This window comes from Mycobacterium sp. (genome assembly GCF_965229265.1).
In the GTDB taxonomy this organism is placed as follows: Bacteria; Actinomycetota; Actinomycetes; order Mycobacteriales; family Mycobacteriaceae; genus Mycobacterium.
Window position 1 is genome coordinate 17,355 of sequence record NZ_CBDDIY010000010.1, and the last position, 23,683, is coordinate 41,037.

Genomic DNA, 23,683 nt, shown 5'->3' on the forward strand with positions numbered 1-23,683 from the left:
ATGACCGCGAGCACCACCGGCACGGTACCGAGCTTTGCCGACGTCCCGCTGCACGGCGAACAGAGCGCGACGCCCCCCACCGAGGCCGCCGCCAACGAACACATCGCCGAGGCCGCGGGTGCCCACGGGTACACCGCCGAGCAGGTGCAGTGGCAGACCCCGGAAGGGATCGCCGTCAAGCCGGTCTACGTCGGCGCCGATCGGGATGCCCTCGTCGCTGCGGGATATCCGCTGGACAGCTTCCCGGGTGAACCGCCGTTCATCCGCGGGCCCTACCCCACGATGTACGTCAACCAGCCGTGGACCATCCGGCAGTACGCCGGGTTCTCCACCGCTGCCGAATCCAACGCGTTCTACCGTCGTAACCTGGCAGCCGGCCAGAAGGGCCTGTCGGTGGCCTTCGACCTGGCCACCCACCGCGGTTACGACTCCGACCATCCGCGGGTGGCCGGCGATGTCGGCATGGCCGGCGTGGCCATCGACTCCATCCTGGACATGCGCCAGCTCTTCGACGGCATCGACCTTTCCGCGGTCAGCGTGTCGATGACCATGAACGGTGCGGTGCTGCCGATTCTGGCGCTCTATGTGGTGGCGGCCGAGGAGCAGGGGGTGCCGCCGGAGAAGCTGGCCGGGACCATCCAGAACGACATCCTCAAAGAGTTCATGGTCCGCAACACCTATATCTACCCGCCCAAGCCGTCGATGCGGATCATCTCGGACATCTTCGCCTACACCAGCGCCAAGATGCCGAAGTTCAACTCCATCTCGATCTCCGGCTACCACATCCAAGAGGCCGGTGCCACAGCCGATCTCGAGCTCGCCTACACGCTGGCCGACGGCGTGGAGTACCTCAAGGCCGGTCGGGATGCCGGGCTCGACATCGACAAGTTCGCACCGCGGCTGTCCTTCTTCTGGGGCATCGGGATGAACTTCTTCATGGAGGTCGCCAAGCTGCGGGCGGGCCGGCTGCTGTGGAGTGAGCTGGTCGCCGAGTTCGGTGCCAAGAATGCCAAATCGCTGTCCCTGCGGACCCATTCGCAGACCTCGGGGTGGTCGCTGACCGCTCAGGATGTGTTCAACAACGTGGCGCGGACCTGTATCGAGGCGATGGCCGCGACCCAGGGCCACACCCAGTCGCTGCACACCAACGCCCTCGACGAGGCGCTGGCCCTGCCCACCGATTTCTCGGCGCGCATCGCTCGCAACACCCAGCTGCTGCTGCAACAAGAGTCGGGCACGACGCGGCCTATCGACCCATGGGCCGGCTCCTATTACGTGGAGTGGCTGACTCATCAGCTGGCCGAGAAGGCCCGCGCGCATATTGCCGAGGTCGCCGAGCACGGCGGCATGGCCCAGGCCATCGGCGAGGGCATCCCCAAGCTGCGCATCGAGGAAGCCGCTGCGCGCACCCAGGCACGCATCGACTCCGGTGCCCAGCCGCTGATCGGGGTGAACAAGTACCAGGCCACCGAGGACCAGGAGATCGAAGTCCTCAAGGTCGAGAACAGCCGGGTACGGGCCGAGCAACTCGCCAAGCTGGCCCAGCTGCGCGCCGACCGCGATGAGGCGGCTTGCCAGTCGGCGCTGGATGAATTGACCCGCGCCGCAGGGGAGTCGGGCGATGCCGGTGGGCAGGAGCGAAGCGACCCGGGAATCGACTCAGCCGACGATGGATTGGGCAACAACCTGCTGGCACTGGCGATCAACGCCGCGCGTGCCAAGGCCACCCTCGGTGAGATCTCCGACGCGCTGGAGAAGGTCTATGGTCGCCACCAGGCTGAGATCCGAACCATCGCGGGGGTCTATCGAGATGAGGTCGGAAAGGCCCAGAATGTGACTGCCGCAACGGAATTGGTGGAGAAGTTCGCCGAGGCCGACGGTCGTCGGCCCCGTATCCTGGTGGCCAAGATGGGGCAGGACGGCCACGACCGCGGTCAGAAGGTCATCGCGACCGCGTTCGCCGACATCGGCTTCGACGTGGATGTCGGTTCGCTGTTCTCCACCCCGGAGGAGGTGGCCCGGCAGGCCGCCGACAACGACGTTCACGTGGTCGGGGTGTCGTCACTGGCCGCCGGGCACCTGACGTTGGTGCCCGCGCTGCGCGACGCCCTGGCCGAGGTGGGGCGTCCCGACATCATGATCGTCGTCGGCGGGGTGATTCCGCCGGGTGACTTCGAGGAGCTGTATGCCGCCGGGGCCACCGCGATCTTCCCGCCCGGCACGGTGATCGCCGACGCCGCGGTGGACCTACTGCACAAGCTCGCCGGGCGGCTCGGCTACGACCTCACCTGATGCCTGATGTCGCCGCGCTGGCCGAAGCGATCCGCAGCGGTGATCGCGCGGCGTTAGCCCGGGCCATCACCCTGGTCGAGTCGACCCGTGCCGATCATCGCGAACAGGCCCAGCGTCTGCTGCTGGAGCTGATGCCTGATGCGGGATCGGCCCTGCATGTCGGCATTACCGGCGTCCCGGGGGTGGGGAAGTCGACCACCATCGAGGCGCTGGGTATGTATCTGATCGAGCGGGGGCATCGCGTCGCGGTGCTGGCCGTCGATCCGTCCTCGACGCGGACCGGTGGCTCGATCCTGGGCGACAAGACCCGCATGGCCAAGCTCGCCGTGCACCCTGACGCCTACATCCGGCCTTCGCCGACCTCGGGAACCCTCGGTGGGGTGGCCAAGGCGACCCGCGAGACGATCGTGCTGCTCGAGGCCGCCGGTTACGACGTGATCCTGGTCGAGACCGTCGGCGTCGGGCAGTCCGAGGTGACCGTCGCCAACATGGTGGACACCTTCGTGTTCCTCACTCTGGCGCGTACCGGAGACCAGCTGCAGGGCATCAAGAAGGGTGTGCTGGAGCTGGCGGACATCGTGGTGGTCAACAAGGCCGATGGTGCGCACGCCACCGAGGCCAAGGCCGCCGCGCGGGAGCTCTCGGCGGCGATTCGTTTGATCTATCCGCGCGAAACACTCTGGCGTCCACCGGTTTTGACGATGAGCGCGCTGGAGGGCAGTGGGTTATCGGAGTTGTGGGATACCGTCGAGAAGCATCGTGACGTCCTGACCAGGGCCGGCGAGTTCGACGCCCGCCGGCGGGCCCAGCAGGTGGACTGGACGTGGTCGATGGTCCGCGACGCGGTGCTCGACCGGGTGCTCACCCATCCCGCGGTTAGACGGCTGCGGCCCGAGCTCGAGCGGCAGGTCCGCGAGGGTCGGCTCACCCCGACGCTGGCGGCCCAGCAGATCCTGGATGCGGCCGACCAGTCAACCTGACGGGCCGTAGCCAACTTAACGAATTGGCAACAATCTGTTGCAGTTGTGGTTAGACGGATTAAATTTCCTTCTGTGACTCAGGCGATTCGCGAGCGGGAAACGGGGCTGCCCCACGGGGTGCAGGGCGCCGCCGACCCCAACTTCGCCTGCGCAGTGCGCAGCTTCGCGGCACTGTTCCCCCATCCCCGGTTCGGGGGCGGTGCGCTGGCGGTCTATCTCGACGGCCGCCCCGTGGTCGATGTGTGGACCGGCTGGTCCGACCGATGCGGCCGGGTTCGGTGGTCGGCGGACACCGGCGCGATGGTGTTCTCGGCGACCAAGGGGGTGGCGTCGACCGTCATCCACCGCCTGGTCGACCGCGGCCTGATCGACTACGACGCGCCGGTGGCGCAGTACTGGTCCGAGTTCGGCGCCAACGGCAAGGCGGAGATCACGGTCAGGGACGTGATGCGCCATCGCGCCGGTCTGGCGCACCTACGCGGAGTGCGCACCCGCGAGCTGCTCGACCATCTCCACATGGAGGAGCGCATCGCCGCCGCACCGGTCGGCCGGCACTTCGGCAAGCCTGCCTACCACGCCCTCACCTACGGCTGGCTGTTGTCCGGCCTGGCTCGTGCGGTGACCGGGACGGGGATGCGGGAGTTGATCCGCACCGAGGTGGCCGAGCCGCTGGACACCGACGGGATTCATCTCGGCCGGCCGCCGGCCGGCGCACCGACGAAGGCTGCGCACATCATCGGCCCGCAGCTCAACATTCCCAACCCGGTCTTCAATGCGGTGGCGCCACGCATCGCCGCTCTGGAGGTGTCGGCGATCTTCGGCTCGATGTATTTCCCGGGGATGAAGGCGGTGGTCCAGGGCGACATGCCGCTGCTGGACAGCGAGTTGCCCGCGGCTAATGGGGTGGCCACCGCGCGCAGCCTGGCCCGTATGTATGGCGCGATCGCCAACGGCGGCGAGATCGATGGCCAGCGATACCTGTCACGGGAGTTGGTCGCCGGCCTCACCGGCAGGCGCAACCTCACCCCGGACCGCAACCTGATCATGCCGCTGGCGTTCCATCTTGGCTATCACGCGCTGCCGATCCCCGGTGTGCTGCCCGGATTCGGCCACGTGGGACTGGGCGGGTCGTTCGGCTGGGCCATCCCGGAGGCCGGACTGTCGTTCGGCTTTGTCCACAACCGGCTCTTGACCCCGCTCATGGTCGCTGACCAGGCCGGCTTCGTTGCCACCGCGGCCCTGATCCGCCGGGGTGCGGCCGCCGCCCGCAAGCACGGCTTCGAGCCGGTCACCGAGTTCGGCGCACCCTTCGCGGCCCAGCCCTCGGGCGTGGTTGCGGGCTGATCCGCGCCCCAGGCCGGGCGGGGCCCGCCACGGCGCCATGGCGCGATCTCGGGCGTGTCGCCTGCCCGCAGGCCTGACATCCGACCGTTCTACGGCCCCGCGACACGCTTCCAGCTAACTTTCACAGGGAGTTCACAAGACCCCGCAAAGCGGGTGATAAATGTCACTGGAAGCCCGTTGAACCACTCTAAATTTCCTTTCGGAAGGAAACTTCGCCAATTTAGGGCAAATAGCCGGTCAATTATCCTGCAGCGTTTGCTGACCAGTGTCTTGCAATAGGAATTGACCGGTAATCGACGTCTCCGCATCGTCCGCGATGTGCTCTAGATCACGTGTGCTTAGAGCGTCATGAGAAAATCTCAGCCTACTCTCAGGTTGGTTGCCATTACCTGTGCGAGGTGACGATATTCGCTGGTGAGAGGGATTTATGTACCTGAGGTGCGATAGCGGAAATTCTCAGGAAGTCGGTGCGCTAGTGGCGGTCGGCGAGGCGCTTGCCGGTGCCGATAATCGATATTTCCCACCGCCCGGGTGCGGATAACGATGTGCCGTTTGGGGCCACGAATTAAGGTCGTTACCGCTATTTGCTAGCGAGGCGCCAATATGGATTTTTTGTCCAATTGCGATGTTAAACACTCTGCAACTTCGTCGCCGGTCCTGTAGTGACCGCCGCGAGAGGCGGATCATGGCGGGCCGCGCGGCCGCTGGCGTCAGAAAAGACCTGGTCAGAGGTATTTCTTGCCCCGCCCGGGAATTGTGATGGCCATCTCTTCTGCGCCACACGGGGCTGGCTCAGCTATCGGATATTCGCCTGACCGGCGGTTATGGGCGGCGCGCACGGTAACATTGCCCAATCCCTAATCAAAATCATGAAACATTTCTCGCGGAAGTAACCAAAAACGGCTAAGCTACCGACCACATTGGCAACTTCGGTCTGGTGGTTCCACTAGTCAGGTCAGGTCGAGTGCCCTGCCCCGCGTCAAGAAGTGAGGTGTGAGCGGACGTGCGTGAGACTCCTGTGACTCCCATCGCCGTTGTCGGCATGGCTTGCCGGCTGCCCGGCGGTATCGATTCCCCCCATAAGTTGTGGGAAGCGTTGCTCGAGGGTGCCGACCTGGTCACCGAGATCCCCGCGGATCGCTGGGACGCTGACGACCTCTACGACCCGGAGCCAGGCGTGCCGGGGCGTTCGGTGTCGAAGTGGGGCGCCTTCGTCGATGACGTCACGGGTTTCGATCCGGAGTTCTTCGGCATCAATGAGCGGGAAGCCACTGCGATGGATCCGCAGCACCGGGTGCTGCTGGAGACCTGCTGGGAGGCGACCGAGCAGGCCGGGTTCAAGCCCTCCGCGCTGGCGGGTACCTCCACCGGCGTCTTCATCGGTATGTCGCACGACGACTACGCCATGGTCACCAGTGACGCGGGCGCGTTCGATCAGGCCTATGCGTTCACCGGCAACCCGTACAGCATGGCCTCGGGTCGCATCTCGCACGCGCTCGGCCTGCATGGCCCGGCGCTGACCACCGACACCGCCTGCTCGTCCAGCCTGGTCGCGGTCCATCAGGCCTGCCGCAGCCTGCACGAGGGCGAGAGCGACATGGCGCTCGCCGGCGGCGTGATGTTGATGCTCGACCAGCGTCTCTACGCCTCGGCTTCCGGGCAGGGCATGCTGTCTCCCACCGGGCGTTGCCACTCCTTCGACGTCGCTGCCGACGGCTTCGTGCGCTCCGAGGGCTGCGGCGTCGTGGTTCTCAAGCGGCTCGACGACGCCCAGCGTGACGGCGACCGCGTGCTGGCCGTCATCCGCGGCACTGCCTCCAACCAGGACGGACGCACCGGCAACATCCTGACCCCGTCCGAAGAGGCGCAGGTCAAGGTGTTCAATGCCGCGCTGGCCGTGGCCGGCGTCGAACCTGGCACCGTGGGCATGGTCGAAGGCCATGGCACCGGAACGCCGGTCGGCGACACCATCGAGTTCAACAGCATCTCGCGGGTCTACGGCGCCGAGGGGCCCTGCGCACTCACCTCGGTGAAGAGCAACTTCGGGCACGCCGAGTCGGCCGCGGGTGTCCTCGGCCTGATGAAGGCCGTCCTCGCCGTCCATCACGGAGTCATTCCCAAAAACCTCCACTTCCACCAGCTGCCCGAGAAGCTGGCCAAGGTGCAGACCGGTCTGTTCGTTCCGCAGGAGGCCACCCCGTGGCCGGTCAGCCAGGACGGAGCCCCGCGTCGCGCGGCGGTGTCCTCCTACGGCATGTCCGGAACCAACGTGCACGCGGTACTGGAGCAGGCACCCGAGCCGCTGGCCACTGGCGCGGCCCCGGCCGACGCCGCGACCGACCTTCTGGTCGTCCCGGTGTCCTCCACATCCGTCGAGGAACTGCGCCACACCGCCGAGCGGCTGGCCGACTGGGTGGAAAACGCCGCCGACGAACTGTCGTTGCCCGACCTCGCCTACACGCTGACCCGGCGTCGCGGACAGCGCCCGGTGCGCACCGCCGTCATCGCCGGCGATCGCTCCGAGCTGGTCGAGCGGCTGCGCCAGGTCGCCGGCGGCGATGAGCCCTACCAGCCCGCGGTGGGCCACGACGACCGCGGACCGGTGTGGATCTTCTCCGGACAGGGCTCCCAGTGGGCCTCGATGGGCACCGGCCTGCTGGCCACCGAGCCGGTCTTCGCGGCCAAGGTCGCCGAGATCGAGCCGCTCATTGCCGCCGAGTCCGGCTTCTCGGTCACCGAGGCAATCACCGCCCCCGAGACCGTCGAGGGCATCCACCAGGTCCAGCCGGCCATCTTCGCCATGCAGGTCGCGATGGCCGCGACGATGAAGGCCTACGGAGTTGCGCCGGGCGCGGTGATCGGGCACTCGCTGGGTGAGGTCGCCGCGGCCGTCGTCTCCGGCGCGCTGTCCCTGGAGGACGGCGTCAAGGTCATCTGCCGTCGCTCGCTGTTGTGCCTGCGCCTGGCCGGTGGCGGCGCGATGGCCTCGGTCGAGTTGCCTGCCCAGCAAGTGCGCGAAGAGCTCGAGCAGCAGGGCATCGAGGACGTGGTGGTCGCCGTCGTGGCCTCCCCGAAGTCGACGGTCATCGGCGGCAGCACCGAGACGGTGCGCCGGATCGTGGCCGCCTGGGAGCAGCGCGAGATCATGGCCCGCGAGGTGAACGTCGATGTGGCGTCGCACTCGCCGCAGGTCGATCCGATCCTCGACGAGCTCGCCGACATGCTGTCCGACATCACCCCGATGGCCCCCGAGGTCCCGTACTACTCGGCGACGTCGTTCGATCCGCGTGAGCAGCCCTACTGCGACGCCGACTACTGGGTGGACAACCTGCGCCACACCGTGCGCTTCTCGGCTGCGGTGCAGACCGCGCTCGAGGACGGCTTCCGGGTGTTCGCCGAGCTGTCTCCGCACCCGCTGCTGATCCGCGCCGTCGACCAGACGGCGAGCACCCTGGACATCACCGTCGCCGCCCTGGCCGGCATGCGGCGTGGCCAGGAGGTTCCGCACGGTCTGGGCGAGTTCCTCGGCAACCTGTACTCCGCGGGCGCCCAGGTGGACTTCTCGGTGCTGTTCCCAGCCGGTGAGCTGGTCGATGCGCCGCTGCCGACGTGGACGCACCGCAGCCTGATCCTGACCCCCGAGGGCACCGACCACCAGACGCGTGGCGCCCACCTGATCGCCGCCCACCCGCTGCTGGGTTCGCATGTGCGGCTCCTGGAGGAGCCCGAGCGGCACGCCTGGGCGGCCGAGGTCGGCACCGCGGCGCACCCGTGGCTGGTGGATCACCAGATCAACAACGTCGCCGCCCTGCCCGGTGCGGCGTACTGCGAGATGGCGCTGGCCGCCGCCCGCACCGTTTTCGGTGACGAAGCGGAAGTCCGCGACGTCGCATTCGAGGCGATGCTGCTGCTCAAGGACGAGACCCCGGTGAGCGCGGTTGCCGCGGCGGGAACGTCGGGCGCCCTGGACTTCGTCGTGGAGACCGACCAGGACGGCGAGCGTGAACGTCGCGCCAGCGCGGTGCTGCATGCCGCCGAGGCCGGTGAGCAGCCGAAGTCCTACAACATGGATGAGCTGCTCGCTTCGCATCCCAACCGCGCCGACGGCGCCGGTGTCCGGCAGTGGTTCGACGGTCGTGGCGTGCAGTTCGGCCCGGCATTCACCGCTCTGATCGCCGTCAACGCCGCCGAGGAGAACTCCGAGACCGTGCTGGCCGAGATCGGCCTGCCCACGGCGATCCGCAATCAGCAGAGCGCCTACGGCGTGCACCCGGCGCTGCTGGACGCCTGCTTCCAGTCGGTCGCGGCGCATCCCGGTGTGCAGGCATCCGGTACCGGCGGGCTGTTGCTGCCGCTCGGTGTGCGCCGGCTGCGGATGTACGGTCCGACCCGCAACGCCCGTTACAGCCTGACCCGGGTGACCTCGCTGGACGGTTCCTCGGTGGAGGCCGACATCGAGTTGCTCGACGACTACGGCACCGTGCTCTTCTCGGTGCAGGGTCTGTCGATGGGCAGCGGCATGTCGGAGGCTCACGAGGGCGACCGGGTGCTCAACGAGCGTCTGCTGGCCGTCGAGTGGCGCCAGCATCAGCTCGCCGAGATCACCCACGCCAACTCCGCGACCTGGCTGCTGGTCAGCACCTCCGATGCTGCCGACCTGCTGACCTCGGCGCTGACCGACGCGCTCAAGCTCAACGACGCCGACGTCACCACCATGTCGTGGCCGCAGCACGCCGATCACGCCGAGACCGCCGAGCGGTTCGCGTCGTACTTCGCGGTGGGTGCCTTCGACAACGTCGTGGTGGTCAGCGCCGCCCGCAACGGCTGCCCCGAGGAGCAGCTGGCCCATCGCGGCGGGGAGCACGTGCGACACCTGGTGCGCATCGCCCGTGAACTCGCCGACACCGAGGGGGAGGCGCCGCGGCTGTACGTGGTCACACGCAACGCCCAGACGGTGCTGGCCGAGGACCGGCCCAACCTCGAGCAAGCCGGCCTGCGCGGTCTGCTCCGGGTGATCGGTGCCGAGTATCCGCAGCTGCGGCCCAGCCAGATCGACGTCGATGACGACACCGACGCCAAGCTGGTGGCTCAGCAACTGCTCACCGGCAGCGAGGAAGACGAGACGGCCTTCCGCAAGGGTGAGTGGTACACCGCGCATCTGTACCCGAGCCCGCTGCGGCCCGACGAGCGCTACACCACGGTCGTCGACCATGCCCGCGACGGCATGCGTCTGCAGATCCGCACACCGGGCGACATCGAGACCCTGGAACTGGCTGCCTTCGACCGCATCCCGCCGGGACCGGGACAGATCGAAGTCGCCGTCACGGCGTCGAGCCTGAACTTCGCCGACGTCCTGCTGGCCTTCGGTCGCTACCCGAGTTTCGAAGGTCTGCAACCGCAGCTGGGTCTCGACTTCGCCGGTGTGGTGACCGCGGTCGGCCCGCAGGTGACTGCGCACCGGGTCGGCGACCATGTCGGCGGCATGTCGACGAACGGCTGCTGGGGTTCGTTCGTCACGTGCGACGCCGATGTGGCAGTGACCCTGCCGGCGGGCCTGCGCGACGATCAGGCGGCCGCGGTGACCACCGCGTCGGCCACGGCCTGGTACGGCCTGCACGATCTGGCGCACATCAAGGCCGGCGACAAGGTGCTGATCCACTCCGCGACCGGCGGTGTCGGCCAGGCCGCGATTGCGATCGCCCGCGCTGCCGGCGCTGAGATCTACGCGACGGCGGGCACCGAGGAACGTCGCGACATGCTGCGCGACATGGGCATCTCGCATGTCTACGACTCGCGGACCGCGGCCTTCGGCGAGCAGATCCGCCGGGACACCGACGGTTACGGCGTTGATATCGTGCTCAACTCGCTGACCGGTGCGTCGCAGCGGGCCGGTGTGGAACTGCTCGCCTTCGGTGGTCGGTTCGTCGAAATCGGCAAGAAGGACATCTACGGCGACACCCGGATGGGCCTGTTCCCGTTCCGTCGCAACCTGTCCTTCTACGGGGTTGACCTCGCCCTGATGGCCAGCACGCATCCCGAGCAGATCCGCGAATTGCTCGACACCGTGTACCGGCTCACCGCCGAGGGTGTGCTGCCTCAGCCGGAGACCACGCACTACCCGCTGGCCGACGCGGCGACCGCCATCCGCGTGATGGGTGCCGCCGAGCACACCGGCAAGCTGCTGTTGTCGGTGCCGAAGGTTGGCCACAGCAATGTGGTGGTGCCGCCGGAGCAGGCCAAGGTCTTCCGCCGGGACGGCTCTTACATCATCACCGGCGGCCTCGGCGGGCTGGGCTTGTTCCTGGCCTCGAAGATGGCCGCGGCCGGGTGCGGGCGCATCGTGCTCAACTCGCGTTCCGAGCCCAAGCCCGAAGCGCTCGAGGAAATCGGGCGGATGCGGGCCGGCGGAACCCAGGTCGAGGTTGTCAGCGGGGATATTGCGCTGTCGGAGACGGTCGACCGCCTGGTGACCGTGGCCACGGCGACGGGCCTGCCGGTGCGGGGTGTCCTGCACGCGGCGGCGGTCGTTGAGGACGCCATCCTGCCCAACATCAGCGACGAGCTGATCGATCGGGACTGGGCGCCCAAGGTCTACGGCGCCTGGCACCTGCATCGGGCCACCACGGCGCAACCGCTCGACTGGTTCTGCTCGTTCTCGTCGGCGGCGTCGCTGATGGGTTCGCCCGGCCAGGGCGCCTACGCGGCGGCCAACAGCTGGCTCGACGGCTTCACCCACTGGCGTCGGTCGCAGGGACTGCCCGCCACCGCCATCGCCTGGGCGGCGTGGGACGAGATCGGCGCAGGCAAGCACCTGGCGGCCTCCGGCGACACCACGATGATCAGCCCGGAAGAGGGCGCGAACGCCTTCGAGGCGTTGCTGCGCCACGATCGCGCCTACAGCGGTTACGCGCCGATCATTGGGACGCCGTGGCTGACCGACCTGGCCGCACGCAGCCCGTTCGCCGACGCATTCCAGTCCAGTGGTGACCGGCCGGCCGACACCAGCAGTTTCCGGGCCGAGCTGCACGAGCTGGCGCGCGACGAATGGCCCACCCGGGTCCGGCGTCTGGTGTCCGAGCAGCTCAGCCTGATCCTGCGTCGCTCCATCGACCCCGACCGGCCGATTTCGGAGTACGGGCTGGACTCGCTGGGCAACTTGGAGCTGCGAACCCGCATCGAAACTGAAACAGGAATACGTGTGCGATCGATGGACATAACGACGGTGCGGTCGTTGGCCGAGGGACTGTGTGAAACCTTGGCCGGCGTCATCACGTCAGTTCCATCCCGCTGATAGGTCGATAGGGGAATCAAGGGTGGTTTCGCTCACTGCGATCCATGATTGGGTCGATACGCCGGGAACTGTCGTGTCCTGGAGTCCGTCGCCGGGTTGCCTGAAGAAAGTTCAGGATGCGCCGGCCAGCGGGGTGCCTGCCAGCTATCAGCAGGCTCAGCACATCCGCAGCTACCGCAACCACTCGGCCAACGGGCTCGAGATGGCGCGGCTGCTGATCCCGGCCTGGAACATGCCGGGTCGCTGCGATGTCCGGGCGATGACCTATGTCATCAACTCCTATCTGCGGCGCCACGACACCTACCACAGCTGGTTCGAGTTCAATGATGCCGACGAGGTGGTTCGGCACACGATCAGCAATCCCAACGACATTCAGTTCGTGGCCACCAAGCACGGGGAGATGAACTCCGCGCAGTGGCGCATGCACGTCCTGGACACGCCCAGTCCACTGGAGTGGGACTGCTTCCGGTTTGGCGTGATCCAGCGTGCCGATCACTTCACGTTCTACGTCAGTGTCGACCATCTGCATGCCGACGCCATGTTCATGGTGGCGTTGTTCGTGGAGATGCACATGAACTACGAGGCGCTGGCCGGTGGTGGCGCACCGATCCGCCTGCCGGAAGCCGGTAGCTACCACGACTACTGCGTGCGCCAGCACGACTACACCTCGCAGCTGACGCTGGAGTCTCCTGATGTGCGCGGCTGGCTGGAGTTCCTGGAGAGCAACGGCGGCACCATGCCGACTTTCCCGCTGCCGCTGGGTGATCCGTCCGTGCACTGCACCGGCGACCTGCTCACCCTGGAGTTGATGGACGACCACGAGACGGACCGCTTCGAATCGGCCTGCACGGCGGCCGGTGTCCGGTTCATCGGCGGGGTGTTCGCCTGTGCCGCGATCGCGCACCGCCAGTTGACCGGTGACGACAACTACTACGTCATCACGCCGACCACCACCCGCAGCACCCCAGCCGAGTTCATGACCACCGGCTGGTTCACCGGTGTGGTCCCGCTGTCGGTTCCCGTCGCCGCCCGGTCCTTTGCGGAGGTGGCGCGCGCTGCCCAGCAGTCGTTCGACTCGGGCATGGCGACCGCCAACGTGCCGATCGAACGCGTCTACGAGCTGGCCGAATCGGTCCCGAGCATCAAGGCTCCCGGCCCCGGTGTTCCGATGCTGTCCTACCTCGACGTGGGCCTGCCGCCGCTGAATCCGGTCATCATGTCCCAGTGGTATGCGCTCAATGGGCACATCTACACCGACCTGGGCGCCGCCAATCAGGTGGGGATGTGGGTCAACCGGCGCGCGAACGGCACGTTTATCACGGTGGCCTACCCGGACAACCCGATCGCCCGGGAGTCGGTGGCGCAGTTCGTCGAACAGATGAAGTGCATGTATCTGCGGGTGGCCGACGGTCGCTCCGAATTGGTCTCGTCACCGCGGCTGCCCAAAGCGACGGTCTGATACCGGTGGGCGACGATCGTCGTCGGCTCGCGCGCATCCGGCGCCGGGCCACCCGGTCAGGTCCGGACAACGTCCTGCCCTACACCGATCAGGCGCTGTTGCTTGCGCTGCGCGGCGCGGGTCAAGAGGCCGTCATCCAGATCATCTGGGGTTACGATCACGCCGTCGATCTCGACGGCGTGCGGCGTTTTCACCGCGACTTCGGCCGTGGTCTGGTCGGCCGGTTGATCGAGCGTTCGCCGGTGCCGTTCGGGCGGCATCGATGGGTCTCGGCGCCAGGCCCGCAGACCGGTCTCGACATTGCCACGAACCCGCGGCCCCGCACCGAGCTCTATGACTGGGCCGACGAGCAGGTGGAGCTGCCGTTGGATCCCGAGTGGGGACCAGGCTGGCGGCTGGGTGTCCAGCCGTTCACCGACGGGACGAGCGCGGTCAGTCTGGTCTGTTCGCATACCGTCGCCGACGGCGGTGGCCTCGTCGCGTCGGTGATCGCCGCGATCACTGGCCAGGGACGGGATTTCGATTATCCGCCGGCTCGCTCCCGGACCGTCCCGCGCGGCGTGCTGGAGGATCTGCGCCAGTTCGCCGCCGATGTTCCCGAGATCGGGCGGACGCTGGTCAAGGCCGCCAAGGTCGCGACCCGTCGCCGCGACGAGCTCGTTGCTCCCGGAGCGCCGGCGCCGAAGGGGACCGGTGGGCGCGGGGAGTGCGTCACCACGGCGTCCGCGACGGCCATCGTCGACATCGAGCACTGGGATGAGCGGGCGAACAGTCTTGGCGGTAACAGCTTTTCGCTGATCGCGGGTTTCGCGGGCAAGTTGGCCGAGAATCTGGGCCGGACCCGTGCCACCGATGACGCGGTGACATTGATGATTCCGGTCAGTGAACGCGGCGACCTGGAAGACACCGGCGGCAATATGGTGACCATTGCCCACGTCAGCTTCGACCCTGTCCCCGTCGCCAAGGATCTCTCGGGTGCTCGCGCCGCGATCAAGCAGGGGATCACCACGGCACGGCAGAAGCCCGACGAGATGGTCGAATTACTGCCGCTGATCCCGTTTCTTCCGCGACGGGCGATGGGACGAATCGCGGACATGGCGTTCGCCTTCTCCGCCGACCTTCCGGTGTCGTGTTCGAACATGGGCGAGGTCCCCGACGTGTTGTTGACCCTGGATGGCACCGTCGCCGAGCGACTGTACTTTCGCGGGTTGGACCGTCTCCTGACCCGTGAGGTCCTGGAGCGACGGCGCGGCCTGCTGTCGGTGTTGTCGGCGCGCCTGGGCGGCAAGGTCATCGTCCCCGTGATGAGCTATCAACCCGGCGCCGACAACTCGCGGGCGCGTCTGCGTGAGGTTGTCGCCAAGACCTTGGCAGAGTTTGAGCTGACCGGTGTGATCGAGTGAAGGTGATGAGTGACCACACAAGCCAGTGAACATCGGCTCGAGTTCCTCGACCAGACCGCGTTCGAACTGATGCGCGCCACCGGGCGCGGCCAGTTGATGCAATGTGTCTGGGTGTACGAGCATCCCGTCGATTTCGAGGGCCTCGAGCGTTTCCATCGCAACTTCGCCAAGTCGCACGGCGGGCGTCACATCGAGCGCTCGGTCCTGCCGTTCGGCCGGCCGAGGTGGGTCAAGCCCGGGCATGCTCCCTCGGAGATCCGGATCAACGAAACGCCTAGGCCGCGTGCCGAACTCATGGACTGGGCCGACGAGCTGGCCAGCTTGCCGATCGACCCCGAACACGGCCCGACCTGGTACCTCGTGGTCCAGCCGCTCACCGACGGTGCCACCGCGATCAGCATGGTGGGTTCCCACGTGATCGGTGACGGTTTCGGTGCCGGGCTGGCGATCTTCGAAGCGGTGACCGGCAGCATTCGGGACGCCGGCTATGACCAGCCGGGGGAGCGGACCCGCAGGCAGGCACTGGCCTCCGACATCCGGCAGGTGGTGCGCGATCTACCGGAGACCGGCCGGGCCTTCGTCAAGGGCGCGAAGCTGGTGTACGGCAAGCGTCGAGAGCTCGCACAGTCGCGCAAGACCCGGGCCGCCGACCGCAGCGGTGCGGGACAACAGCTGGTCGTGGTGCCGTCGATCGCGGTCTTCGTCGATGTGGACGAATGGGACAAGCAGGCCAAAAGTATTGGTGGAAACAGCTATTCGCTGCTGGTCGGATTCACCGCGAAGATGGCCGAGCGGCTGGGCCGGCGTCGCTCCTCCGACGGTGCCGTCACCTTGGTGATCGCGATCAACCTGCGCGAGAGCCTGGAGGACGACCGTGCCCTGGCGATGGCCTTCGCCAACGCCACGGTCGATCCCGAGAAGGTGACCACCGATCTGTCCGAGGCACGCACCGCCGTCAGGGAGGCTCGGCAGGCGGCCAAGGATCAGCCCGATCCGACCCTGGAGCTGCTACCGCTGATGCCGTGGCTGCCCAAGCCGGCCGTCAAGGGGGTGGCGGAGTTGTTGTTCGCCTACTCCGAAGACCTGCCGGTGTCCTGCTCCAACCTGGGTGACCTGCCCCCGCAGCTTGCCCAGGTCGACGGCACCAGCGCCGAGTACGTCTTCGTCCGAGCCCTGGACCAGAACGTGACCCTGCAGGAGATGCAGCGTTCACACGGCCAGCTCGTGGTGGTCTCGGCCCGCATCAACGGCAAGGTGGTGATCTCGGTCGAGGCCTACGAGATCGGTGCGGAGAACAGCAAGTCGCGGCTGCGCCGGCTGGCCGCCGAGACGCTGGATGAGTTCGGCGTCACCGGCATCGTCGAATAGGGGATCAGAGCTGGGTGGCCCCAGCCACCACCAGCGCGGCCCCGATGAATCCGAGCAGCACGACGACGTCGCGTCGCCGTCGTGACCGGATCCAGGCGTTGAATCTCTGCACCATCTGGCGAGTTTTGTCCGGGACGATCAGAAGGCCGACGATCGGGATCAGCCCGATCACGTTGCCCAAGAGCAAGAAGGTGAACAGGGCGGCGGCCTGGGTGAGCGCCGAGGTCTGCGAGCCGATGATGAGGGCCAGAAGTGCCATGTATTCGATGGTCGGCAGCGCCATCCCGGCGCCCGCCGCACCGGAGAACCACCGTGACTCACCCTGGGCCACGTCGCGCACCCGGGTGGCGAGCAGGTCCATCCGCCGTGGCCGGGCCGTGCCGGGGGACCCGTCCTCGGCGCTGCCCGCCTGAGCCGATGCTCGTCGCGGATCGGGAAGCCACGAGGGCTTCACGGCCAGCGTCGCCGCCAAGAGGAGGACGACGATTCCGATGCCCAACTGAATCAAGGGACCATTCAGGTTCGCCATGCCGAAGAGCCCGTTGTGGAAGACGAACAGAACCAGGAGACCAACGGTGCCGCTGACGAGGAAAGCCGTCCCGAGAAAACTCGCCAGATGGGGAATCGGCCGGGCTCTCGTGAGCATCAGGGCTATCAGGCCAAGCCGGTTAGGTTCGAAGTTGACCGCGATTCCGAACAGCAGCACGGCCGACCACACCCAGACGACTCTACCGCTTGCGACAGGTCGAGCCGTTGAGCCGCTGCTACACCTTGATCCAGCCGCTGAAGTATCCGGGGCCGGCCGACACGGGCAGAAATGCCAACACGATCAGGACCGCCGCGAACACTTTGACCTGCCGCGCTGAGACTGCCTTTTCGATCTCTGCCCGGTCTGCGGCAAAGATCAGGTAGATGCCTGCCACGTTGATCAGGATGATGGTCCACCACCGGATCCAGTCAACGCCAGTTGCGAATATCGGGATCATCATCGCCAGCGCCACGAGCGGCAGCCAGATGCCGCCGTGGATGTGTTCGAGGAAAGACCGCCACCGCACACCGGTGAAGTAACCGATGAGCCAGAGCGTGACAACGCAGACCACCAGGCCGTGCACGAATCCTGCGACCAGCGGACCCGCGCCGAGGCTTGTCACGGATCTGAGCCACGCCGACACGTCGGCGCTGAAGTACGGAAGGATGTTGGAGCAGACCCAGTCGTGATAGTCCGAGACGCTGGTGTATCGGCCCAATGCGTAGTCGACGATCTTGTCGGGCGGGACCTGGAATGGGTTCTGGATCAGATGGTGCGGCACCTGAGCACACAGTTGTGGCCCCACGTCGCGGCGCCCGAACGCGACGATGATCGCCGTCGCCACCAGACCGGGGCAGGTGGCGGCGAGCATGCCCAACCGTTTGGCCGCTGGTGTCGCCGAGGGTGACAGGACAGCGATCGCCAGTACGGCGCCGAGTGTGAACTGGATGGGGATCAGTTCGTGGAAGAAAGCCAGGGCAGCGATCACCATTCCGTACACCGCGCTGGTGATCACCACGGGGCGTTGGCGGGCAAGCGCGAGACCGAACACCAAAAGCGCACTGGCAGCGAATAACTCGGGACGCGGGCCGAAAATCGCAAAGGTGACGGCAAACGGCAGCACGGGGATCAGCAGTGACACCACGATGCGCCGTTCGGACCTGGCTCCGCTGAGCAGAATGTGTCGCGCGACGAGCGCGAGGCTTGCGCAGTAGACCGCGAACGAGCCCCACATCAGCGTGTAGACGATCGGGAAGTAGTACTTCTCGGGGAACAGCGCGGTGATATGTCCGGCGAGTCCGCGACGGACGAAGCCGGCGCTGTAGTTCACCGCGTAGTAGGAGAGCCAGTAGATGGCGGTCGGTAGGACTTTGGCAAGGAGAAAGACGTAGCCGACGAACCACAGCGCGAGCCCGATCGCGGCGCCGTAGTAGAGGCGAGCACGCGCGACGGGTAGTGGGAGATAGGTGAAGAAGGTGGATTCCCGCTGCGGCACGCCACCATCGAGTTCGGTCATCACATCGGTCGGCGGAGTGGAACTCACGGCAGAAACTTTATAGCGCCGTGCTGGGTGTGGCCGGGCCGGTTCACTGTGAGGCCCGGGTGAACCACTTCGTCTTGATCCGCCATGAGTGCGCCGAGGCCAGCGCAAACCCTGCTCCGCATGTGCAGGCGAAGAACCACACCAGGCTGCCACCCTCGAGCGCCTGGATGGGCGGCACGTAGGCGGTGATGATCCGCACCGTGCAGGCGACGATCCCGCAGGCCGATGCGGCGAGGTAGACGTTGGCGATCCGTCGGGACCGGGGGTCCCGGCGGAGCACCAGCATGGCGCGGGCGCCATAGCCGAGCAGATAAATCAGGGTTCCGCACAGCACCAGCCAGTACGTCGACAACCAGAAATCGGTGGGCACCGTGAAGAAGTCCGGCCGGTAGATCGCGGCCCCGTTGCCCACCGAGAACGTTGCCAGCAGCACGGGTATGCACACCGTTGAGGGGCGTTCAACGTATTGCTTGAATGAGCTCTGCAGGGCAGCGTCATCCTGCAATCGGCCCAGGGCGTTGTAGACGATCGCGGAAGCGGCCACCACATAGCAGTCGTGGCCGATGTAGTCCTCGAGGTTCCACACCCCGGTCAGCGAATGCAGCAGCTGCCCGACGGTTTCGGAAGCCAGCGGTGACATGAGCAGCACGGCGGCGCCCTGCAGGGCAATGTTCAGTGTGGCCGCGATTTCCCATCGGCACGACCAGGTGAGCCGCCGAATCCATAGGCTCCATGCGATGCAGGCCAGTGTGATCGTGATGAGTGCGCAAACAGCCATGCCGATGCCTTAAACCCCCGAATTGCTTCAGCAAATACTACAGCGGGGGAGCGTCCTCGCGTGGGCGCCATTGCGAAAGTTTCGGTGGAATGTGGGTGGCTGTTGTCGTGCCAATTGTCGCCACCGTAAATGGTGCCGACTCGACGTATTGCCTGACTTCGTCGACGGTCATGAGGCCGAAGCGAACTTGAAGGTCGGGGTAGCTCAGGCCGAAACGTGCTGCCACCAAACGCAACTCTTCGGCATTGGGGTAGTCGCGCTCCTTGACCCTGCGGTAATAGGTGCTGCTGGAGATGCCCAGCGCGTCGTAGATGTCCCTGGCCTCGATATCTCCGTCGAGCAGGTAGTCGAGCAAGGTTTTGAGCTGACGCCCGTTTTCATCGGTCCGTGGCACGGTTCACGATAACCCGAACTCCCGGTATTGGGTATGGGCAACTTTTATTGAGAAAGCGACAAACTTATTGACACAGTCGTCACGGTTTTGGGATTGATCTCCCAATTCTGGGAAACGCCCGCTACGGTGTTGGGCATGGTTGCTCCTCCCGCGACCTACCCGTCTAGCAATGTGCGGGTAGTCGACGATGAGATGATGTCCGGCCCGTCACGGCCAGAGGATCTGGCCCGATTGTCGGTGCCGCTATCCCACGACCTGACCGCCGAGCTCGACGGGGCCGTCCAAGCGGCCGACTTCGGTGTCGAGGAATTTCTGTTGGCCGCGCTGGCCCGAGCTATCGCCCGGGCCATCGGCGTTGGTGTGGCGACGGTGAGCGGTTTGACCACGGTCCAACCGATCAAACTTTGCTGCGCCATCGAAAGCGGTATGGATGCCAACGCGTTGTTGGCCGACGTCCGCGACGCGATGAGTCCCGCTCGCCACGGCGCGCAGTTGCCGGCCGATGTGGTGTTCTCCTTCCTCGGGTTGCCGCCGGAGCCGTCGTTTGGACCGCTGCACCTCGCGGACGGGCCGGCGCTGGGCGTCCTGGCCTACCGGTTCGATGGGGCGCTGCAGATGGACTGGTGGTACGACGCTCGTCGGTTGCACGGCTGCACGGTCGAAGAACTGGCGGCCCAGTTCCGCCTCGGCCTCATCGGCTTGACCTCCGAGGCGACCCCGGTCAACCTCGCCGTCTGACCCGTTAGAATCGTCGGCAACGGCATCGATCCGGCCATCACCGGGGAGTCTTCGGAAGAACGGCCCGCGATTCAGGGGGCCCAGTAGAGCCGAACGGTTGGGCCCGTCACAGCCCGCAATGAGCGACGCACGGCGGCGTGCGTAAGCGGGGTGGTACCGCGGCGCTCGCGCACCGGCGCGTCGTCGTCCCCGTGCCCAGATAGTTGGCACAGGAGACGAACGCGCGTGACCGAGAATGGCTACCCGAAGACGGCCGGCGGCTCACCCAACTTTCCCGCCCTCGAACGCGAGGTTCTGGACTATTGGGCGACCGACGACACCTTCCGCGCCAGCATCGCCCATCGCGACGGGGCGCAGGAGTACGTGTTCTACGACGGCCCGCCGTTCGCGAACGGCCTGCCGCACTACGGTCACCTGCTGACCGGCTACGTCAAGGACATCGTGCCGCGCTATCGCACCATGCGCGGGTACAAGGTGGAGCGCCGGTTCGGCTGGGACACCCACGGCCTGCCGGCCGAACTCGAGGTGCAACGCCAGCTCGGTATCACCGACAAGGCCCAGATCGAGGCGATGGGTATCGGGAAGTTCAACGATGCCTGCCGGGCATCGGTGCTCAAGTACACCAGCGAATGGCGCGACTACGTCACCCGCCAGGCCCGCTGGGTGGACTTCGACAACGACTACAAGACGTTGGACCTGTCGTTCATGGAGTCGGTCATCTGGGCGTTCAAGCAGCTCTGGGACAAGGGCCTGGCCTATGAGGGCGTGCGGGTCCTGCCGTACTGCTGGAACGACGAGACCCCGCTGTCCAGCCACGAACTGCGCATGGATGACGACGTCTACCAGAGCCGCCAGGATCCGGCCATCACCGTCGGCTTCCGGATCGCCGCGCCGGGATCCGAGTTGGACGGTGCGCACCTGCTGATCTGGACCACCACGCCGTGGACCCTGCCGTCCAATCAGGCGGTGGCGGTCAACCCCGAGGTCACATATGTCGTTGTGCGCGTTGACGACAAGCGCTACGTGCTGGCCCAGCCCCGATTGGCCGCTTACGCGCGCGAACTCGGCGAAGAGCCCGAGATCCTGGCAACGCTGCCCGGCGAAGCGCTCCTGGGTGTGCGGTATCTGCCACCCTTCCCGTACTTCGCGGACTCCGCCAATGCGTTTCAGGTGTTGCGCGGCGACTTCGTCACCACCGAAGACGGCACCGGACTGGTACACATGGCGCCGGCCTACGGCGAGGACGACAAGGCGACCACCGACACCGTCGGCATCGTCCCGGTCACCCCGGTGGACTCCAAGGGTCGCTTCGACGCGCGGGTTCCCGACTACCAGGGCCAGCACGTCTTCGACGCCAACCCGCAGATCATCCGGGACCTCAAGAACGGCACCGGGGCGGCGGCGGTCAATTCCCCGGTGCTGATCCGGCACGAAACCTACGAGCACTCCTACCCGCACTGCTGGCGGTGCCGCAATCCGCTGATCTATCGCGCGGTCTCGTCGTGGTTTGTCAAGGTCACCGAGTTCCGGGACCGGATGGTCGAACTCAACCAGCAGATCACCTGGTATCCCGAGCACGTCAAGGATGGCCAATTCGGCAAGTGGCTGTCCGGCGCGCGCGACTGGTCGATCTCGCGAAACCGCTACTGGGGCACCCCGATTCCGGTCTGGCTCTCCGACGACCCGGCATACCCCCGGATCGACGTCTACGGCAGCCTCGACGAACTCGAGCGGGATTTCGGGGTGCGCCCGGACAACCTGCACCGGCCCTATATCGACGAGCTGACCCGGCCCAACCCCGACGACCCCACCGGCGCGTCGACGATGCGTCGCATCGAGGACGTCTTCGACGTGTGGTTCGACTCCGGCTCGATGCCCTACGCCCAGGTGCACTACCCGTTCGAGAACCAGGACTGGTTCAGGACCCACAATCCCGGCGACTTCATCGTGGAGTACATCGGGCAGACCCGCGGCTGGTTCTACACCCTGCATGTGCTGGCCACCGCGCTGTTCGATCGTCCGGCCTTCAAAACCTGTGTCTCACACGGGATCGTGCTGGGCAACGATGGTCAGAAGATGAGCAAGTCGCTGCGCAACTATCCCGACGTCAACGAGGTGTTCGATCGGGACGGCTCGGATGCGATGCGCTGGTTCCTGATGGCATCGCCGATCCTGCGCGGCGGTAACCTGGTCGTCACCGAACAGGGCATCCGCGAGGGCGTCCGCCAGGTGTTGCTACCACTGTGGAACGCCTACAGCTTCCTGGCCCTGTATGCACCGAAAGTCGGTACCTGGCGCACTAATTCGACGAACGTGCTGGATCGCTACATCCTGGCCAAGCTCGCCGAGTTGCGCGACGGGCTGACCGAGGCGATGGATGTCTGCGACATCTCCGGCGCCTGTGAGCAGCTGCGGCAATTCACCGAGGCGCTCACCAACTGGTATGTGCGCCGCTCACGCTCGCGGTTCTGGGAAGAGGATCCCGACGCCATCGACACGTTGCACACAGTGCTGGAGGTGACGACGCGGCTGGCCGCGCCGCTGCTGCCGATGGCCGCCGAGGTGATCTGGCGTGGCATCACCGGCGGACGGTCGGTCCACCTCGCCGACTGGCCGGTCGGGGCGAGCGAAGCGACGGGAGAGGCCGAAGCCGGTGTGCTGCCCCGGGACCCGGACCTGGTGGCCGCCATGGACCAGGTCCGCGAGGTGTGCTCCACGGCGTCCTCGCTGCGCAAGGCCAACAAGCTGCGGGTGCGGCTACCGCTGCCGAAATTGACTGTGGCGGTAGAGCACTCGTCGGCACTCGAACCGTTCACGGACTTGATCGCCGACGAGCTGAACGTCAAGGCCGTCGAGCTCACCGGCGATGTTCCCGCATACGGCCGTTTCGAACTCGCGGTCAACGCACGAGTCGCCGGCCCACGCATCGGCAAGGATGTGCAGGCGGCGATCAAGGCGGTCAAGGCCGGCGACTATGTGCTCAATTCCGACGGCACGCTGACGGCCGGCCCGGCGGTGCTACAGGCCGAGGAGTTCACGTCCAAACTGGTTGCGGCCGATCCGCAGTGGACCGCCGCACTGCCCGACGGCACCGGTCTGGTGGTCCTCGACGGCGCCGTCACCCCAGAGCTGGAAGCCGAAGGCTGGGCACGCGACCAAATTCGGCAATTCCAAGAGGTCCGGCGACAGTGGGAGCTCAACGTCGGTGATCGCATCGAATTGGAGCTGACTATTCAGCAGCGCCCCGCGGGCTGGCGCGACGGGCTCGAAGACCTGGTAGCGGGCGAACTCCTGGCGGTGAACTTCACCCTCAAGACCGACAACGCCTTGCGACTGGATGAGCTCGACGATTCGGGCTCCGATGCGGCTAGCGGTGCCGGGTCTACGCACATCGACTCCGACGGGTGGATGACGGGAACCGTAGCTCCGGGCTATCCGTACAAGCTGAGAAAGGTCACTGCGCGAAATTGACCTCAGGGTCGTGATCCGGTGTCCGACCACAACCCTGAGGTCAATCTCGCGGCCGCGCAGGTTCATAACGGGCCGATAGGCAGGCTCTACCAT

The 23,683-nt window shown here is 66.4% G+C and carries 13 protein-coding genes; 9 read left to right on the forward strand and 4 right to left on the reverse strand.

Annotated features, from left to right (window positions below; genetic code table 11):
• The 7 genes from scpA (at position 1) to ADBZ9K_RS02370 (ending at position 16,137) form a co-directional block, all read left to right on the forward strand.
• Positions 1-2,292 (forward strand): methylmalonyl-CoA mutase, encoded by a 2,292-nt coding sequence (gene scpA / locus ADBZ9K_RS02340; protein ID WP_526618254.1) that lies wholly within the window; start codon positions 1-3, stop codon positions 2,290-2,292.
• Complete coding sequence (gene meaB / locus ADBZ9K_RS02345; protein WP_526618255.1) at positions 2,292-3,272, forward strand: methylmalonyl Co-A mutase-associated GTPase MeaB; 981 nt, start codon at positions 2,292-2,294, stop codon at positions 3,270-3,272. The genes scpA and meaB overlap by 1 nt, the downstream gene beginning before the upstream one ends.
• A 72-nt stretch (positions 3,273-3,344) precedes the next feature.
• Positions 3,345-4,616, forward strand: coding sequence for an esterase/beta-lactamase LipL (gene lipL / locus ADBZ9K_RS02350; RefSeq protein ID WP_526618257.1), 1,272 nt, complete (start codon positions 3,345-3,347; stop codon positions 4,614-4,616).
• A gap of 1,003 nt (positions 4,617-5,619) precedes the next feature.
• Positions 5,620-11,907 carry a sulfolipid-1 biosynthesis phthioceranic/hydroxyphthioceranic acid synthase gene (gene pks2 / locus ADBZ9K_RS02355; RefSeq protein ID WP_526618259.1) on the forward strand — a complete coding sequence of 2,096 codons (6,288 nt, stop codon included), beginning with the start codon at positions 5,620-5,622 and terminating at the stop codon, positions 11,905-11,907.
• 22 nt (positions 11,908-11,929) lie between these two features.
• Positions 11,930-13,366, forward strand: a complete 1,437-nt coding sequence (locus ADBZ9K_RS02360) for a condensation domain-containing protein (protein ID WP_526618260.1) — start codon at positions 11,930-11,932, stop codon at positions 13,364-13,366.
• 5 nt (positions 13,367-13,371) lie between these two features.
• A complete protein-coding gene (locus tag ADBZ9K_RS02365) occupies positions 13,372-14,769 on the forward strand; it encodes a hypothetical protein (RefSeq protein WP_526618262.1) in 1,398 nt (465 codons plus the stop codon).
• Between the two features lie 9 nt (positions 14,770-14,778).
• The gene (locus ADBZ9K_RS02370) at positions 14,779-16,137 is read left to right on the forward strand and encodes a hypothetical protein (RefSeq protein WP_526618263.1); all 1,359 of its coding nucleotides are present in this window, start codon (positions 14,779-14,781) and stop codon (positions 16,135-16,137) included.
• A 4-nt stretch (positions 16,138-16,141) separates the two neighbouring features.
• On the opposite strand, the gene ADBZ9K_RS02375 is transcribed toward ADBZ9K_RS02370, so the two are convergent.
• From ADBZ9K_RS02375 to ADBZ9K_RS02390, 4 genes are read right to left on the reverse strand one after another with little or no spacing between them, the layout of a single operon-like run.
• Entirely contained in the window at positions 16,142-16,855 is a 714-nt protein-coding gene (locus ADBZ9K_RS02375; RefSeq protein WP_526618264.1) for a GAP family protein, read from the reverse strand.
• Between the two features lie 46 nt (positions 16,856-16,901).
• Positions 16,902-18,209, reverse strand: coding sequence for an Rv1490 family membrane protein (locus tag ADBZ9K_RS02380; RefSeq protein WP_526618265.1), 1,308 nt, complete (start codon positions 18,207-18,209; stop codon positions 16,902-16,904).
• Between the two features lie 43 nt (positions 18,210-18,252).
• Positions 18,253-18,987 (reverse strand): hypothetical protein, encoded by a 735-nt coding sequence (locus ADBZ9K_RS02385; protein ID WP_526618266.1) that lies wholly within the window; start codon positions 18,985-18,987, stop codon positions 18,253-18,255.
• Between the two features lie 37 nt (positions 18,988-19,024).
• Positions 19,025-19,381 (reverse strand): helix-turn-helix domain-containing protein, encoded by a 357-nt coding sequence (locus ADBZ9K_RS02390; RefSeq protein ID WP_526618268.1) that lies wholly within the window; start codon positions 19,379-19,381, stop codon positions 19,025-19,027.
• A 135-nt stretch (positions 19,382-19,516) separates the two neighbouring features.
• On the opposite strand from ADBZ9K_RS02390, the gene ADBZ9K_RS02395 reads away from it, so the two are divergent.
• Both ADBZ9K_RS02395 and ileS read left to right on the forward strand, forming a co-directional pair.
• The gene (locus tag ADBZ9K_RS02395; RefSeq protein WP_526618269.1) at positions 19,517-20,119 is read left to right on the forward strand and encodes a hypothetical protein; all 603 of its coding nucleotides are present in this window, start codon (positions 19,517-19,519) and stop codon (positions 20,117-20,119) included.
• 225 nt (positions 20,120-20,344) lie between these two features.
• The gene (ileS, locus tag ADBZ9K_RS02400) at positions 20,345-23,590 is read left to right on the forward strand and encodes an isoleucine--tRNA ligase (RefSeq protein ID WP_526618271.1); all 3,246 of its coding nucleotides are present in this window, start codon (positions 20,345-20,347) and stop codon (positions 23,588-23,590) included.
• Positions 23,591-23,683: the final 93 nt, after the last annotated feature.

What these genes read in the sequence shown, in the direction of transcription:
- scpA (WP_526618254.1), top strand. Translation starts at nt 1, where the DNA reads ATGACCGCGAGCACCACCGGCACGGTACCGAGCTTTGCCGACGTCCCG.
- meaB (WP_526618255.1), top strand. Translation starts at nt 2,292, where the DNA reads ATGCCTGATGTCGCCGCGCTGGCCGAAGCGATCCGCAGCGGTGATCGC.
- ADBZ9K_RS02385 (WP_526618266.1), bottom strand. Translation starts at nt 18,987, where the DNA reads ATGGCTGTTTGCGCACTCATCACGATCACACTGGCCTGCATCGCATGG.
- ADBZ9K_RS02395 (WP_526618269.1), top strand. Translation starts at nt 19,517, where the DNA reads ATGGTTGCTCCTCCCGCGACCTACCCGTCTAGCAATGTGCGGGTAGTC.